Raw genomic sequence first — 14,953 nt, forward strand, 5'->3', positions numbered from 1 at the left:
AAACAGTCCCTATTTGTTCTGGGCTTTATGCCGCAGATAATGATCCATCAACACTAAAGCCATCATTGCTTCAGCTATAGGAACCGCTCGAATACCCACACAGGGATCATGACGGCCTTTGGTAACAACGGTTACTTCCTCGCCTTGAGTGTTAATTGTTTTGCCAGGCTTGATAATACTTGAAGTAGGTTTCAAGGCAAGACTGACTTGCAGATTTTGACCCGTTGAAATCCCGCCAAGAATACCGCCAGCATTGTTGCTTAAAAAGCCCTGCTTTGTCATTTCATCACGATGTTCACTACCTAACTGACTAACGGCAGCAAAACCTGCGCCAATTTCGACTCCTTTCACTGCGTTAATAGACATCATAGCATAGGCAAGTGTCGCATCGAGCTTGTCAAAAACAGGATCACCAAGCCCTACAGGAACACCACGAGCCATCACCGCAATCCGGGCACCAACCGAATCACCCTGGCGACGTAATTGATCAATATAATCTGCCAACTGCTGTATTTGATAATCATTAGGACAAAAAAAAGGATTCTTGTTTATTTCACTTTCTGCAATAAAATCGATGGGGATCGTACCCATCTGCTGCAGATAACCAATTATTTCAATACCCACCATACGTTGCAAATAGAGACGGGCAATCGCTCCTGCTGCAACCCTGGCTGCCGTTTCGCGAGCGGATGAGCGGCCGCCACCACGATAATCACGATGTCCATACTTGTTGTGGTAGGTAAAATCAGCATGTCCTGGCCGAAATAAATCCTTAATCTCGCTATAGTCACTGGAACGCTGATCACTGTTTTGAATTAACAGCGCAATGGGGGTCCCGGTAGTTAATCCCTCAAAGACACCAGAAAGGATTTCCACTTTATCCTCTTCTCGTCGTTGAGTCGTATATTTAGACTGTCCTGGCTTGCGCTTATCGAGAAAGGGCTGAATATCTTCAGCACCAAGCGCTAAACCTGGGGGGCAACCATCCACTACACAACCTAACGCTTTGCCGTGACTTTCACCAAAGGTCGTTACCGTAAACAATGTACCCAATGTGTTTCCACTCATTACTTATTACCAAAATAGGCTTTTAATTGCTGGCAGGTTAATAAAAACACGCCTTGGCCGCCATGTTCAAAATCAAGCCAGGTAAATGGCAGCTGGGGAAACGCGTCAACTAAAGCATATTCGCTGTTCCCTACCTCAACGACTAAAATGCCTTCCTCTGTTAAGTAATCATGGGCGTTTGCCAGGATTTTTTCAACAATAGCCAAACCATTATTCTCACACTCCAAAGCTAATCGGGGCTCATGAGTATATTCATCCGGCAAAGTTTGCATTTCTTCATAGCCAACGTAAGGAGGGTTAGAAACGATCAAATCATAGCGAGCTCTAGGTACATTGGCCCAGCAGTCCGATTCAATCAGGTTAAGAACATCTTGCAAGCCATGACGAGCACGATTAATCGCTGCCACTTCCAAGGCTTCTGCTGAAATATCGACTGCATCAACTACTGCTTCCGGGAATGCGTAACTGCAAGCAATCGCTATGCAACCACTTCCCGTACAAAGATCAAGTACACGCTCTACGTTATCAGCAACAAGCCAGGGAGAAAATTGTTCTCTAATGAGCTCCGCAATGGGTGAGCGTGGGATTAACACGCGCTCATCAACATAAAAAGGCAGTTCACAGAAATGGGCTTCCCGCGTTAGGTATGGCACCGGAACTTTATTGATAATCCGTCTTGCCAAACGTTCGTTGAGCATTTGTTTTTCGGCAGGTGTCAATCGAGCTTGCAAAAGCAAGGGATCGACATCGGGCGGTAACGATAAACTGCCTAGCACCAAGGCCATCATGTCATCCCAAGCGTTATCCGTACCATGTCCATAATACAAATCAGCAGCCCTTGCCTGAGTTAAACCAAAACGCAAGAAATCAACAAGGGTTGCAAAATCAGCCGTAAGCGCTGCATAAGAATCAGTCATAATCTTACCTTAATCATTAGACTTTCCGCAGCCCTAAAGAGGGAGAGGAAAATCATCGATGCATACAATTATCACAAATTGTACGCTAATTCCGATTCTTTGTCCTTAGGCCCCGTATATACGTTATAATTTTAAAAGTACTTCAAATGTCTAAATTAACGAGTTCTATGTCTAATGATTTTCTGTCTGAGGAAGACAAGGCTTTATTTCGCCAGGTTGTGGAAAAAGTGAAGCCTTTACCCAAAAACAAAAAAATTGTTTCCGAAAAGGCTAAAAACCTGCCTCAGGCAACAAAGTCGTCCACCTATCGTTCTCAATCCCCCATGACAAAGGAGCATGACTTTTATTTATCGGATTATTATACCGAGGTCGTACAAGCAAGCACCCTGCTGAGTTACTGTAATCACAGTATTCCAACCAAGCGATTGCGGGAATTAAAAAGTGGACAAATTTCCTGGCAAGCCAGACTCGATTTGCATGGCTTGCGCAGTGATGACGCAAAAAATGCCTTGATCCAATTTATTAGACAACAACATGCCTTGGCTCACCGTTGCCTTTTAATTATTCATGGCAAAGGCAGTCCCCAAGGGGAGCCCCCTGTCCTAAAAAACTTGGTTAATCACTGGCTTCAGCAATTTCCCGAGGTATTAGCTTTCCACAGTGCTTTAACTCGTGATGGTGGTTCAGGTGCTTTATATGTCCTGTTGAAGCGTCAGAGAGAGCAAAAATGATAGGATGAAGTTATTTCTATTATTTGGATACTCAAAAGAGGTCTTTTGGAATAACTCCAATTTTGGCGAAATGACGTGGTTCTATTTACATTTCAGATTGAATTTATCCTCATAAACCCTTACTATTTGTACAAAATTTTTAACGACCTTATCATGAGCAAACAAGCGATTATTATCGGAATATCCGGCCCCTCTGCTTCTGGTAAAAGTCTTCTGGCTAATACTATTGTCACTGAACTTGGTTCAGAGCAAGTTGTTGTGATTTCGGAAGATGCTTACTATAAAGACAACAGCCACCTCCCCTTCGCGGAAAGAGAAAAAATTAATTACGATCACCCTGAGGCGTTTGACCACGCCCTGCTTTGTGAGCATCTGCGTCAATTACAACAAGGGGAATCCGTTAATATTCCTATTTACTCCCATTCGAAGCACCTTCGTTTGCCAGAAACACGTTATGTCGGCCGCCATACGATTATTGTCCTGGAGGGTATTTTATTATTTACCGACAAGGCACTGCGTGAAGTCATGGATATTCGTATTTTTATGTCCACGCCTTTGGATGTTTGCTTGACCCGCCGCCTGAAGCGGGATGTGGTTGAACGGCACCGCTCATTTGAATCAGTCGTCCATCAGTATGAGACAACAGTAAGACCAATGTATTTACAGTTCATTGAACCCTCAAGTCGGTACGCTGATATCATTGTCCCTCGCGGAGGGGAAAATCGTATTGCTATTGACATGATCCAAGCAAAAATGCGTGAGTTACTTGCAACGCACTCAAAAGATTAGAAGGAGAATAATGTGGGATTTTTAAGCGGGAAAAAAGCATTAATTGTTGGCCTGGCTTCTAACCGATCCATTGCCTATGGCATTGCCCAAGCCTTTCACGAGCAAGGTGCAGAACTAGCCTTTACTTACCAGAATGAAAAACTGCAAAGCCGCGTAGAAACCATGGCCGCTGAATTTAACTCCAGCCTTACCTTTCCTTGCGATGTTGCCAGTGATTTGGACATAAAATCTGTCTTTGAACACTTGGGAAGCCATTGGGATAAACTGGATATTTTAATCCACTCAGTAGCCTTCGCACCCGCTGATCAAATCAGTGGTGACTTCATTGAACAAGCTAACCGCGAGGGCTTTCGTATTGCCCATGATATCAGTGCCTACAGCCTGGTTGGCCTGACGCAAGCTGCCTTACCGATGATGGAAGGCACCCAAGGATCGGTTCTGACCTTAAGCTATTATGGGGCCGAGAAAGCCGTACCTAACTACAACGTAATGGGTATCGCCAAAGCGAGTCTCGAAGCCGCGGTTCGTTATCTAGCTGCCAGTTTGGGTCCAAGAGGACTACGAGTCAATGCGATTTCAGCAGGCCCTATTAAAACGCTGGCAGCAGCGGGGATTAAAGACTTCCGTAAAATGCAAACTGCTTATGCGAATACCACCCCATTAAAGCGCAATGTTACTGCAGAAGAAGTGGGTAATACGGCTGCTTTTCTATGTTCTGATTTGGCTTCGGGAATTACCGCAGAAGTGGTCCATGTTGACGCGGGTTACCATGCAGTTTCAATGTCAGATCTCACCTAACCTGTTTTGCTTCTTTTAAGTGAAGTGCCTTATATATAGGGCGCTTCATTTGATTCAGTTTCTGGAATGACTAAAGTCATGTAACTTTATGCGTATTACCATGCAGTTGAAAAGTCATATAAATTGAATGAATTAACTAAGTAAGTGCCTTTGCAAAAAGGCACTTACTCAGTACAACGACTAGCTATAATATTGTGGTGGGGCAGATGGCTGCATGTAGGCCTGTGGATCAGGATACATGGCGTAAACAGGAGGTTGGTAGTAATCCCAGCGGCGTAAGTCAAAATGAATCGTCTCATCACCTTGACGTAAAGGAACTGTTACAGGTCCCTCAAGAAGCGAGTCAGCACCTAAATCACCTGCACGTATTTTTCTTATGAGATCAAGATTTTCCTGCACTTTTCTGCTATTCGCCCCAAACGATCGTCGATGCAGCAAAGTAGGTACGCCCTCTTCACCCAACTCAGACCGCAGAGTAAAAATAGCATATTTTACCCGCATCAGATCGAAGCCCCTCTGGAATAAATGACGCTCTTCTTCTGCAGTTAAAGTAAAACGATTCGGATCGTTGGGATCCAGGGCATCAGGATTGGTTTTCCGCAAAATATAGTTCTGTACTTTATCCGTAACGAAACAACCTAATCCAGCACCAATAATGGTTAAACAAGTCAGAGACAAAACAACCACACCTACTGGACTGCTTAGACCAGCTAGCAGAGCAAGGTTCATTAATGGCGTTGCAGCAAAAGCCGAGCTTAAGACAGAGGTAACGTAACCAGCAGCAAGCATACCTGCCATTGTTGTCATTCCTTGCAGCCAACCCTCATTATATCGAAAACGATCGAGACTATTTAAGGCTTGACCTAGCATATAATAAAGCGCAAGCGTTGCCAGAACCAGGAGCAAGGCAGCCAGGGCGGCTAAAAAGAGGAAAGCGATCACATCACCATTATTCTTCTTCTCATCCTTGTTTGAACGGCCATGACTATGGCTAGAGGAATGGTCAATAACAACAACTTGAGGTGTCATTATGGAGCGCCACAAAAACCAGTTAAATAATACGTCATTGCTGGCACAATAACAGTGGCGACGGTGTCGGTACTCGTTATAGTCTTCAACGTCGATATTAATTTGAACAAATTGGGGATGGGCAAAAAATGCTTGCGGTTGATCTACCTGTGCAAAGGCCGGGCGCGTGCTCAGAAAAGTATTCAACGCGTGCATTACTTTATCGGCCTCTCTTTGGCAGTCTTCCTGGTTACCAGCTAAACTTAACCAATACAAGTTGCTAGCAGGATTATTTAAAGCGAACAGGACTCTTCGTCTTAATTCATCTCTAATTTGTTCCATTGAGAGCTGAGGATTTCGCCTGCTTGCTAATTCATTGTAATCGTTAGTGAGCTGTAAAAAAAATTTTGCTAATTGGTTATCGGTAAATTTCGCCATTACATCCCCTTTTAACTTAGGTTTAATGTCTGTCTATCTTAGCCTTATGAACCAAATTATTGACGTACAAATCGTAATCCATTAAGCCATAGTTGGCTTCAATTTGTTGGGCTAAGCTTGCCTGTTGTTCCTTATCAAGCAATGACAATTGGCCATCATTGATTTTTTTCAATCGCACGATGACATAATCACCATTACTTAAGCTGCGTCCATCACGACTATTAGTACGCGGCAGGCTAAAGGCTAAATCATTAACCGTAGCATCTGCTTTGTCTGTATCGCGTGTTGCTTTATCTACCTCTTGCCACTGCAGCTGATTGGTTTGCATGAGCTTGTCTTGCGCACCAACCTCTTCCTTGTTCGATAGCAATTCTATACCTAATTGCTTTGCCCGCTTCCCAGCCTCTTGCAAGGCTAATTTTTTAGTGATGGCATCACTGACTTGCGCCAACGATTTCTTGGCGGCGGGTATGTGTTTATTAACTCGTATGACCACAACACTATCATTGTCTAATTGCACCGGTTCGCTGTTATTGCCAAGCTCCAAGACATCATGACTGAAAGCCGCGTTGACTACTTGCTTGTTTTTACCCAATTCACTATTGCTACCGCGTCGCGAAAAAGGCTCAGTCTGCTCAACTTGCAATTTTAATGCATCGGCTACAGGGGTCAGCGAATCTGGCGTCTGATAACTTAAATCGGCGAGCTGCTCTAAGGCTTGCGCATATTGAGCCTGTGATAACTCAATTATTAATTGCTCTTTAATCGTTTCTTGGACGTCAGACAATGGTTTTAATGCTGCTGGCTTATAAGCCACCAGCTTAAAAATCTCATAGCCGTGGGCAGCTTTTACTGGCGGCGAAATTTGTCCTGGTTTGGTTAACTTTGCCAAGGTTTTATCAAAACCGGATTGACCTGCAACCAGCCAGGGCAAAATACCCTCGTTGGCAACAGACAATTTATCATCCGACATGGTTTTGACCCATTCGTTAAATTGAAGAGGATTGTTTTGCAGGGCTTGGTACGCTTCCTCAGCTTTTTGCTTTATCTGCTCCTGGGTCTCTGCAGTCGCATTTTCTGGAATAGCAAATAGGATATGAGCAACCTGCCACTGTGCCGGCGTCAGAAAATTACTTTGATTATCTTCATAGTAGCGCTTGATCTCCTCATCACTGACCTTCGTTGCATCCTTGATTTTTTGCATAGATAAGCGGACATAATCGAGCGAGACTTTTTCTGGTTCAAGAAATTCTTTTTGATGCTTTTGATAATAAGCATTGACCATTTCAGAAGAAACATTCCCTTCTTTGATAAATAAAGACGTTGGTATTTGCACATACTCGTAATCTCGAGTTTGCATGTAGAGCTTAACAAACCGCTCAATCTCATCGGGTAGAGCAAAAGCACTCCCTATAAACGCAAAACGCTGCTGATTAAGCAGCATGCCTTGCCTGACTTCTTTTTGAAAAGATTCCGGAGTAAAGATGGCTCCGCTCAGTGCTTGTTGGTAACGTTCTGCCGAGAAATGTCCATCTTCCTGAAATTGAGGGATATTAACGATAGCTGCATTCGCTTGTTCTGCGCTCACCTCAAAGCCACTGGCCTTTGCTGCCTGCATAGTGACTTCATTAACAATCATATTTCGCAGAACCTGGTTCTTCAAGGCTACTTCGCTAGCCGCTGTCATTTGCGACGGATCACGCTGCTGGCGGGCTCGCCTATAATTTGCTTCGAAAGCCTGTTTACTGATCGGCTGGCCATTCACATCAACCTCTGCGGTTGAGGTCTGACGTGATTGCATATAATAATCCACGCCGAATAAGGTAAAAGTGATAACAATCAAACCAATGACTATCCAGGCTATGACACCTTGTATGCGTTCGTTCAACTTCTGCAACATGTTCGAAATTCCATATTGGTGTTTCGCAAGAAAATACTGACTTAACGTGGTTGGTAAAAAAAACGCGCCCTTCGGCGCGTTAATCTTGGCGGAGTGGACGGGGCTCGAACCCGCGACCCCCGGCGTGACAGGCCGGTATTCTAACCAACTGAACTACCACTCCAATTCTTGGTGGGTGCTGCAGGGATCGAACCTGCGACCCTCGCCTTGTAAGGGCGATGCTCTCCCAGCTGAGCTAAGCACCCAAAAACTCTACTGCACAGCTTCCTTCAAGTTCTTACCAGCTTTGAACTTGGCAACACGTGAAGCCTTAATACGAATGGTCGCTCCAGTCTGTGGATTTCTACCGGTACGTTCAGAACGGTTACCAGTGGAAAAAGAACCGAAACCAGGCAACACAACTTGATCGCCACTTCTTAAAGCATCGGTCACGGTAGTCATAAAAGTATCGAGAACTCGACTAGCGTCTGCTTTAGTTACGCCAGAACCACTTGCAATTGCTTCAATCAATTCACTCTTATTCATCTTTTCCCCTATCAGTTATTCTTCCTTTATCCGAAGCGATTAAAACAGATTCATCAACCTCAGTCAAGCAGTCACATCCTTGCATCGCCCGCCAGTAGCGGGCAACGGAGTGAAATATACTCGGTATTAATGGGCATGTAAATCCTTATTTTTACTTTTTTTAGAACTTTTTCCTTTTGCAGCCTCATGAATGGTCGGAATAGGTGTATCAACGATCGGACTACGCTGTAAAGCGAGCTCTAATACCTGCTCAACTGTCTTCACAGGATGAATGGTCAGTTTCTTCAATACGTTATCAGGTATCTCTTCCAAATCCTTGCGATTCTCCTCAGGAATAATAACATGCTTAATCCCACCCCGATGGGCAGCAAGCAGTTTTTCCTTCAGGCCACCGATAGGGAGTACTTGACCACGCAAGGTTATTTCCCCGGTCATAGCCACGTCAGCACGTACAGGAATATGCGTTACTACCGAAACCAAGGCTGTACACATACCAATACCGGCACTAGGACCATCCTTGGGTGTTGCCCCTTCTGGAACGTGCACATGGAAATCATTTTTATCGTAAAAATCATCAGCCAAACCAAAAGCCTTCGCCCGACTTCTTACTACCGTCATTGCAGCGTGAATCGATTCCTGCATCACCTCGCCTAATTGGCCAGTATGTGTGGTTTTACCCTTACCTGGCATCATAGAGGCTTCTATGGTCAGTAATTCACCGCCTACGCTGGTCCAGGCTAACCCGGTGACCTGCCCTACCTGATCAAATTCTTCGGCAAGCCCATAACGGTATTTTTTAACCCCTAAATATTTTTCAATATTAGTACGGGATACCGCTACTTTTTTCACCCGCTTGCCTGTCAGTATTTCTTTGACCACCTTACGACAAATACTGGCTATATCGCGCTCCAGATTACGGACACCTGCTTCACGGGTATAATGACGGACAATTTCACGGATGGCACTTTCACCAATATTGATTTCGTTTGGCTTTAGACCATTCAAAATCAATTGCTTGGGCACCAAATAGCTTTCTGCAATATGGATCTTCTCATCTTCGGTATAACCAGCCAGACGAATAACCTCCATCCGATCAAGGAGCGGTGCAGGAATTTCCAGTGAATTAGCCGTCGCTATAAACATTACATCACTCAAATCATAATCGACTTCTAGATAGTGATCGTTAAAGGTATGGTTTTGTTCAGGATCAAGGACCTCTAGCAAGGCAGAAGCTGGATCACCACGGAAATCCATGGCCATTTTATCTACTTCGTCCAGCATGATTAGAGGGTTTTTAACACCGGCTTTGCATAGTTTTTGAATTATTTTTCCTGGCATAGAACCAATGTAGGTTCGTCGATGACCGCGAATTTCCGCTTCATCCCTTACACCACCTAAAGCGATACGAATAAACGTTCTGCCCGTCGCATTAGCGATTGATTGGCCTAACGAGGTTTTTCCAACCCCCGGAGGTCCTACCAGGCATAAAATAGGTCCTTTCAAACGTTTTACACGTTGTTGTACCGCAAGGTACTCAATAATCCGCTCTTTCACTTTTTCGAGGCCATAATGCTCTTTATCCAGCAATTTCTCCGCCTTCAGTAAATCAAACTGGATTTTATTTTTCCTTTTCCACGGCACACTAAGCATCCAGTCTAAATAGTTGCGAATGACGGTTGCTTCCGCGGACATGGGTGACATCAATTTTAATTTTTGCAGTTCAGCAAGCGATTTCTCTTTAGCTTCTTTGGGCATTCCGGCTTTATTAATCGAGTTTTCCAATTGCTCAATTTCATTGCCTTCTTCACCCATTTCGCCGAGTTCTTTTTGAATCGCTTTAATCTGCTCGTTGAGATAATACTCTCGTTGGCTTTTTTCCATTTGACGCTTAACGCGACCGCGTACTCGTTTTTCAACATGAAGCAAGTCAATCTCGCTTTCTATCGCTGCCATTAATCGCTCAAGGCGTGTTCCCACATCAGTCGTTTCAAGTAATTCTTGTTTATCATCTACTTTGAGGGATAAATGGGCTGCGATGGTATCAGCCAAACGGCCAGGCTCTTCGATACTTGCCAGGGAACTTAATACTTCCGGCGGGATTTTCTTATTAAGCTTGATATATTGCTCAAATTGAGACATCAAAGAGCGCATTAAAATTTCAATTTCTTGTTCTTTTAAGTCAGAACTAACTTCCTCTATAATCTCCAGGGAGGCCTCGAGATAGCCTTTTTCTTGAGAATAGGCTGTTACTTTTGCCCGTTGCTCACCCTCAACCAATACTTTGACGGTGCCATCAGGTAATTTTAATAATTGGAGAACGCTGGAAATCGTACCGACCGTAAAAACATCCTGTGGAGTTGGATCGTCATTAGAGGATTTACGTTGAGCAACCAGAAAAATCTGCTTACTGTCAATCATTGACGCTTCTAAGGCCTTAATTGATTTCTCTCGCCCGACAAACAAGGGAATAACCATGTGCGGATAAACAACAACATCGCGCAGAGGTAACACAGGTAACGGTGATATCAAGTCATTTTCTTCTTCAGTCGCTGTGAATTCATTTTCGCTTTCGCTAGACATAATAAGCCCTTATTCAAACGATAATCCTAAGAGAAATAGTATGGCCTTCAGTTGAAACGCCTGCTTTTTAAGCAAGCGTCCTGGACGGCCCTGCTGGATTCAGTCCCGATAAATTCCAGCAGCGCAGATTGCTACTGCTACTACACGCTTTCTTATTCCCTTCCACCTGCAGCAGATTGTTTACCTTCTTCGCCTTCATAGACAAGGATAGGCTTTCCGACGCCATTGATTACACTTTCATCAATAACAACTTTATTAACTCCTTCGATGGAAGGTAATTCATACATGGTGTCTAAAAGAATATTTTCAAGGATGGCACGCAAACCACGAGCACCAATTTTTCTTTCCAACGCTTTTTTAGCGATCAGGCGCAGAGCATCATCCCGAAACTCCAATTCTACACCTTCCATTTTAAATAAAGCATGGAATTGCTTGGTCAGCGCATTTTTTGGTGTGGTAAGAATATCCACTAACGCATCTTCATCTAACTCGTGTAAGGTTGTTACTACCGGTAAACGGCCAACAAATTCAGGAATTAAACCATATTTAACCAAATCCTCTGATTCGAGGGAGTCTAGTACCTTTTCCATTTCCTGGCTGTTTTTTGGATTTTTGAGCTGTGCAGAGAAACCTATTCCAGATTTATCGCTGCGCTCACGAATCACCTTCTCTAATCCGGCAAACGCGCCTCCACAAATAAACAGGATATTGGAGGTATCTACTTGAAGAAACTCTTGTTGCGGATGTTTACGCCCACCCTGTGGAGGCACAGAGGCAATAGTCCCCTCTATCAATTTCAGTAATGCTTGTTGCACACCCTCGCCTGATACATCACGGGTAATAGAAGGATTATCCGATTTACGCGAAATCTTATCGATTTCGTCGATATAGACAATACCTTGTTGGGCTTTATCAACATCATAATCGCATTTTTGCAATAATTTCTGGATGATATTTTCAACATCCTCACCCACATAACCTGCTTCAGTTAAGGTAGTCGCATCAGCCATGGTGAAAGGTACATTGAGTAAACGCGCCAAGGTTTGAGCAAGCAAGGTTTTACCGCTACCCGTGGGCCCTATAAGCAAAATGTTACTTTTACCCAACTCAATACCATCTTCGGTTTTATGGTGTAATCGTTTGTAATGGTTATAAACTGCTACCGATAAGACCTTTTTGGCATGGGGTTGCCCGATCACGTATTCATCAAGAAAATTGGAAATTTCTTTAGGTGTAGGTAAATGGGTCTCAGCTTCCTCTGGAATGTCTTGGGTTTCTTCACGAATAATATCATTACATAATTCAACACATTCATCACAAACAAAAACCGAAGGGCCTGCAATTAATTTTTTTACCTCATGCTGGCTCTTTCCACAAAAAGAACAATACAAGACTTTTTCATTATCGCCGTTACCGGTTTTACTCATCTACGAACCCCTCTTTTTACTGTTACTACACCAGTGTAGTAATCTAGAGTATCTATTATTGCTTATCAGTCCCTAAAATAGCCTCACCCACTGATTTGTTACCTCTTTTAGAAGGACTTAAACCAATGTTCTGACAAATATACTTCGAGTTAATAATAGACATCCTAGTAAAATTTTAGACAATCGGAAAAATAACGCCAGTTCGCTTTTACTAAAAAAGCGAGCTGGCTGCTTTAATTACTCAGTTGTAGCCAACGCATTGCGGTCGTAGAGAACCTTATCAATCAAACCATATTCCATCGCTTGGGTAGCACTCATAAAATTATCACGCTCTGTATCACGCATAATTTGATCAGGTGTCTTCTTGGTGTGATTGGCCATAATGCTATTCAAACGCTCGCGCACCGCCAATGTTTCCCGGGCATGGATTTCAATATCCGTTGCCTGACCTCGATATCCACCTAACGGTTGGTGAATCATGACTCTTGAGTTGGGCAAACAGAAACGTTTTCCGTCAGCACCGGCACATAGCAATAACGCTGCTGCGCTGGCTGCCTGGCCAATACATAAGGTACTGACATCAGGCTTAATAAACTGCATGGTATCATAAATTGCCAAGCCAGCAGTAACGACCCCGCCCGGCGAATTAATATACAAAGCAATGTCTTTCTCTGGATTCTCGGACTCCAAAAACAACAATTGAGCCACTACCAGGTTAGCCATATGATCTTCAACTTCCCCTAAAAGAAAGATAATTCGTTCTTTCAAAAGTCGTGAGTAAATATCATAAGAGCGCTCACCTCTAGAGGTTTGCTCAATAACCATCGGCACTAACCCACTGGCGTTTCTTATTAAGTTGTCTGCATAACCTGACATACTTATTCTCCTTTATTCTCAGCGTCCTTTTTAGGGTTCATGACCTCTTCGTAGCCCATTTTTTTGCGCTTAAGTTTAGCATCTTCACTGATTTTTTCAGCAACAACTTCTTCCATAACCAGCGCTTCTATTTCAGCCAGGCGTTCTTTACTGCCTTGATACCAGGCACGCAATTCATCAGGGCTTTCATAGGCACTGGCAAATTTTTCAATCATTGCATCAACACGCGCTTTATCAGCAACCAATGCATGCTTTTTCACGTATTCAGAGAACAGTAAACCAAGGTGAACACGCTTTTTGGCTTGCTCTTCGAACAACGCGCGTGGGAAATCAGGTATCTTCTCATCATCAGAATGCTCGTGACCAAAAAGACGATGATACATATCATGCTTTAAATGCTCGATTTCTTTATCAATCAGAGCCACTGGCAGATCAAATGTATTTAACTCCATTAATTTATCAAAAAGCTTCTCACGGTTCATCGAGCTTACTCGGCGCTCTAATTCACGAACCATGTTCTCTTTGATATCTTTTTTGAGCGCATCAATACCACCCTCAGTGATATTAAATTTCTCAGCAAACGCTTGATCTAATTCTGGTAATTTACCTTCCATGACTTTCTGGATGGTAATTTTAAAAGTTGCTTCTTTACCCGCTAATTCTTTGTGGCCATAATCTTTTGGGAAAGTGACTTTAATATCAAAAGGCTTGTCTTTTTTACCACCGATTATACCTTCTTCAAAGCCTGGAATCATCGCGCCAGAACCAATGACCAGTTCATGCCCTTTAGCACTACCGCCTTCAAAGGCCTTATCATCAAGGAAACCTTCAAAATCAATGACTGCTTTATCGCCTTTAGCCACTGCACGTGAAACCTCGTGCCACTCTTTGTTTTGCTCACGCAATTTTTCCAGCATATCGGAGACGTCGCTATCCTTGACTTCAGCATGAATAGTTTCGACTTCTGCCTGATTTAATTCTGTAATGGTAAATATTGGAAATACTTCAAAGACGGCGGTATATTTAAAGTCTTTCCCTGCTTCAAGTTTCTCAGGCTCAACAAAGGGTGACCCAGCGGGAACCAGTTCGTTTTTTTGCAACGCTTCAAATAACGTTGATTGCATTATTTCTCGGGCTACTTCTTCACGGACGCTATGTGAAAAACGGCTCTTTACTAAACTGAATGGAACTTTACCGGGGCGGAACCCATCAACCTTTACTTTACGAGCAAGATTGTGGAGACGCGTGCTCACTTCTTCCTCTACTTTTTCGGTTGGCACCGAAACTGTTACTTTACGCTCCAAACCTTTCAAGGTCTCAACAGAAACTTGCATCTAGTCACCTCACGGAAATTATCATGTAATGGTGCGAAAGGAGAGACTCGAACTCTCACGGGTTACCCCACTGGAACCTAAATCCAGCGCGTCTACCAGTTCCGCCACTTTCGCAAACAGGGTGGAATTATCAAACAGTATAACTGTCTTGTAAAGACTCAGGATGAATCTTAAGGATAAGATGGCTAATCGACTCTGAAGTCTGGGGTGAACGATGGGACTCGAACCCACGACAACCGGGATCACAACCCGGGGCTCTACCAACTGAGCTACGCTCACCATAATTATTCTTGCCAACTTTGTTTTAATCAGGAATTCTGCACTAAGGCTGGCACGCCCGGCAGGATTCGAACCTGCTACCCTCGGCTTAGAAGGCCGATGCTCTATCCAGATGAGCTACGGGCGCAAACTGAAACTGGTCGGGGTGGAGAGATTCGAACTCCCGACATCCTGCTCCCAAAGCAGGCGCGCTACCAGACTGCGCTACACCCCGTCGTTAACCCGTCCCCGAGGACAGAGCGCAAATAATACCCGCAGCGACTCTGGAGGTCAATAGTACTTT

General features: G+C 43.8%; 12 protein-coding genes and 6 tRNA genes. 3 read left to right on the forward strand and 15 right to left on the reverse strand.

Features of this window, described 5'->3' with window-relative positions:
- Positions 1 to 9: 9 nt before the first annotated feature.
- Together aroC and prmB are read right to left on the reverse strand one after the other, a co-directional pair.
- Positions 10 to 1,068 (reverse strand): chorismate synthase, encoded by a 1,059-nt coding sequence (gene aroC / locus DYC89_RS11215; RefSeq protein ID WP_115221863.1) that lies wholly within the window; start codon positions 1,066 to 1,068, stop codon positions 10 to 12.
- The gene (prmB, locus tag DYC89_RS11220; protein WP_115221864.1) at positions 1,068 to 1,985 is read right to left on the reverse strand and encodes a 50S ribosomal protein L3 N(5)-glutamine methyltransferase; all 918 of its coding nucleotides are present in this window, start codon (positions 1,983 to 1,985) and stop codon (positions 1,068 to 1,070) included. Before prmB ends, aroC begins: the two co-directional genes overlap by 1 nt.
- A 167-nt stretch (positions 1,986 to 2,152) precedes the next feature.
- On the opposite strand from prmB, the gene DYC89_RS11225 reads away from it, so the two are divergent.
- From DYC89_RS11225 to DYC89_RS11235, 3 genes are all read left to right on the forward strand, one after another.
- On the forward strand, positions 2,153 to 2,716 hold the full coding sequence (locus tag DYC89_RS11225) for a Smr/MutS family protein (protein WP_115221865.1): 564 nt from the start codon (positions 2,153 to 2,155) through the stop codon (positions 2,714 to 2,716).
- Between the two features lie 153 nt (positions 2,717 to 2,869).
- Positions 2,870 to 3,505 (forward strand): uridine kinase, encoded by a 636-nt coding sequence (gene udk / locus DYC89_RS11230; protein WP_181879384.1) that lies wholly within the window; start codon positions 2,870 to 2,872, stop codon positions 3,503 to 3,505.
- Between the two features lie 12 nt (positions 3,506 to 3,517).
- Positions 3,518 to 4,303, forward strand: coding sequence for an enoyl-ACP reductase FabI (locus tag DYC89_RS11235; protein WP_115221867.1), 786 nt, complete (start codon positions 3,518 to 3,520; stop codon positions 4,301 to 4,303).
- A gap of 180 nt (positions 4,304 to 4,483) precedes the next feature.
- Here DYC89_RS11235 and DYC89_RS11240 read toward each other — a convergent pair whose 3' ends face one another.
- The 13 genes from DYC89_RS11240 to DYC89_RS11300 form a co-directional block, all read right to left on the reverse strand.
- Complete coding sequence (locus DYC89_RS11240; protein WP_115221868.1) at positions 4,484 to 5,749, reverse strand: hypothetical protein; 1,266 nt, start codon at positions 5,747 to 5,749, stop codon at positions 4,484 to 4,486.
- Positions 5,750 to 5,771: 22 nt separating this feature from the next.
- A complete protein-coding gene (locus tag DYC89_RS11245; RefSeq protein ID WP_115221869.1) occupies positions 5,772 to 7,649 on the reverse strand; it encodes a SurA N-terminal domain-containing protein in 1,878 nt (625 codons plus the stop codon).
- 86 nt (positions 7,650 to 7,735) lie between these two features.
- Positions 7,736 to 7,812 (reverse strand) — tRNA-Asp (locus tag DYC89_RS11250).
- Between the two features lie 6 nt (positions 7,813 to 7,818).
- Positions 7,819 to 7,894: transfer RNA gene (locus tag DYC89_RS11255), tRNA-Val, on the reverse strand.
- Between the two features lie 7 nt (positions 7,895 to 7,901).
- A complete protein-coding gene (locus DYC89_RS11260) occupies positions 7,902 to 8,174 on the reverse strand; it encodes an HU family DNA-binding protein (protein WP_019216274.1) in 273 nt (90 codons plus the stop codon).
- Between the two features lie 126 nt (positions 8,175 to 8,300).
- Positions 8,301 to 10,754, reverse strand: coding sequence for an endopeptidase La (gene lon, locus DYC89_RS11265; protein ID WP_115221870.1), 2,454 nt, complete (start codon positions 10,752 to 10,754; stop codon positions 8,301 to 8,303).
- A 152-nt stretch (positions 10,755 to 10,906) separates the two neighbouring features.
- On the reverse strand, positions 10,907 to 12,181 hold the full coding sequence (gene clpX, locus DYC89_RS11270; protein ID WP_115221871.1) for an ATP-dependent Clp protease ATP-binding subunit ClpX: 1,275 nt from the start codon (positions 12,179 to 12,181) through the stop codon (positions 10,907 to 10,909).
- Between the two features lie 237 nt (positions 12,182 to 12,418).
- On the reverse strand, positions 12,419 to 13,057 hold the full coding sequence (gene clpP / locus DYC89_RS11275) for an ATP-dependent Clp endopeptidase proteolytic subunit ClpP (RefSeq protein WP_115221872.1): 639 nt from the start codon (positions 13,055 to 13,057) through the stop codon (positions 12,419 to 12,421).
- Between the two features lie 2 nt (positions 13,058 to 13,059).
- Positions 13,060 to 14,391 carry a trigger factor gene (gene tig / locus DYC89_RS11280; protein ID WP_115221873.1) on the reverse strand — a complete coding sequence of 444 codons (1,332 nt, stop codon included), beginning with the start codon at positions 14,389 to 14,391 and terminating at the stop codon, positions 13,060 to 13,062.
- A 29-nt stretch (positions 14,392 to 14,420) separates the two neighbouring features.
- Positions 14,421 to 14,505, reverse strand: a tRNA-Leu gene (locus DYC89_RS11285).
- Positions 14,506 to 14,594: 89 nt separating this feature from the next.
- Positions 14,595 to 14,670 (reverse strand) — tRNA-His (locus tag DYC89_RS11290).
- Positions 14,671 to 14,720: 50 nt separating this feature from the next.
- A tRNA-Arg gene (locus tag DYC89_RS11295) sits at positions 14,721 to 14,797 on the reverse strand.
- 10 nt (positions 14,798 to 14,807) lie between these two features.
- Positions 14,808 to 14,884 (reverse strand) — tRNA-Pro (locus DYC89_RS11300).
- Positions 14,885 to 14,953 lie beyond the last annotated feature (69 nt).

This window comes from Legionella donaldsonii (genome assembly GCF_900452385.1).
Lineage (GTDB): Bacteria > Pseudomonadota > Gammaproteobacteria > Legionellales > Legionellaceae > Tatlockia > Tatlockia donaldsonii.

Bases quoted from the DNA above. Each gene is read 5' to 3' on its own strand.
- DYC89_RS11240 (WP_115221868.1), bottom strand. From the start codon at position 5,749: ATGGCGAAATTTACCGATAACCAATTAGCAAAATTTTTTTTACAGCTC.
- DYC89_RS11225 (WP_115221865.1), top strand. From the start codon at position 2,153: ATGTCTAATGATTTTCTGTCTGAGGAAGACAAGGCTTTATTTCGCCAG.
- DYC89_RS11245 (WP_115221869.1), bottom strand. From the start codon at position 7,649: ATGTTGCAGAAGTTGAACGAACGCATACAAGGTGTCATAGCCTGGATA.
- prmB (WP_115221864.1), bottom strand. From the start codon at position 1,985: ATGACTGATTCTTATGCAGCGCTTACGGCTGATTTTGCAACCCTTGTT.
- clpP (WP_115221872.1), bottom strand. From the start codon at position 13,057: ATGTCAGGTTATGCAGACAACTTAATAAGAAACGCCAGTGGGTTAGTG.
- DYC89_RS11260 (WP_019216274.1), bottom strand. From the start codon at position 8,174: ATGAATAAGAGTGAATTGATTGAAGCAATTGCAAGTGGTTCTGGCGTA.
- lon (WP_115221870.1), bottom strand. From the start codon at position 10,754: ATGTCTAGCGAAAGCGAAAATGAATTCACAGCGACTGAAGAAGAAAAT.
- aroC (WP_115221863.1), bottom strand. From the start codon at position 1,068: ATGAGTGGAAACACATTGGGTACATTGTTTACGGTAACGACCTTTGGT.
- clpX (WP_115221871.1), bottom strand. From the start codon at position 12,181: ATGAGTAAAACCGGTAACGGCGATAATGAAAAAGTCTTGTATTGTTCT.
- tig (WP_115221873.1), bottom strand. From the start codon at position 14,391: ATGCAAGTTTCTGTTGAGACCTTGAAAGGTTTGGAGCGTAAAGTAACA.
- udk (WP_181879384.1), top strand. From the start codon at position 2,870: ATGAGCAAACAAGCGATTATTATCGGAATATCCGGCCCCTCTGCTTCT.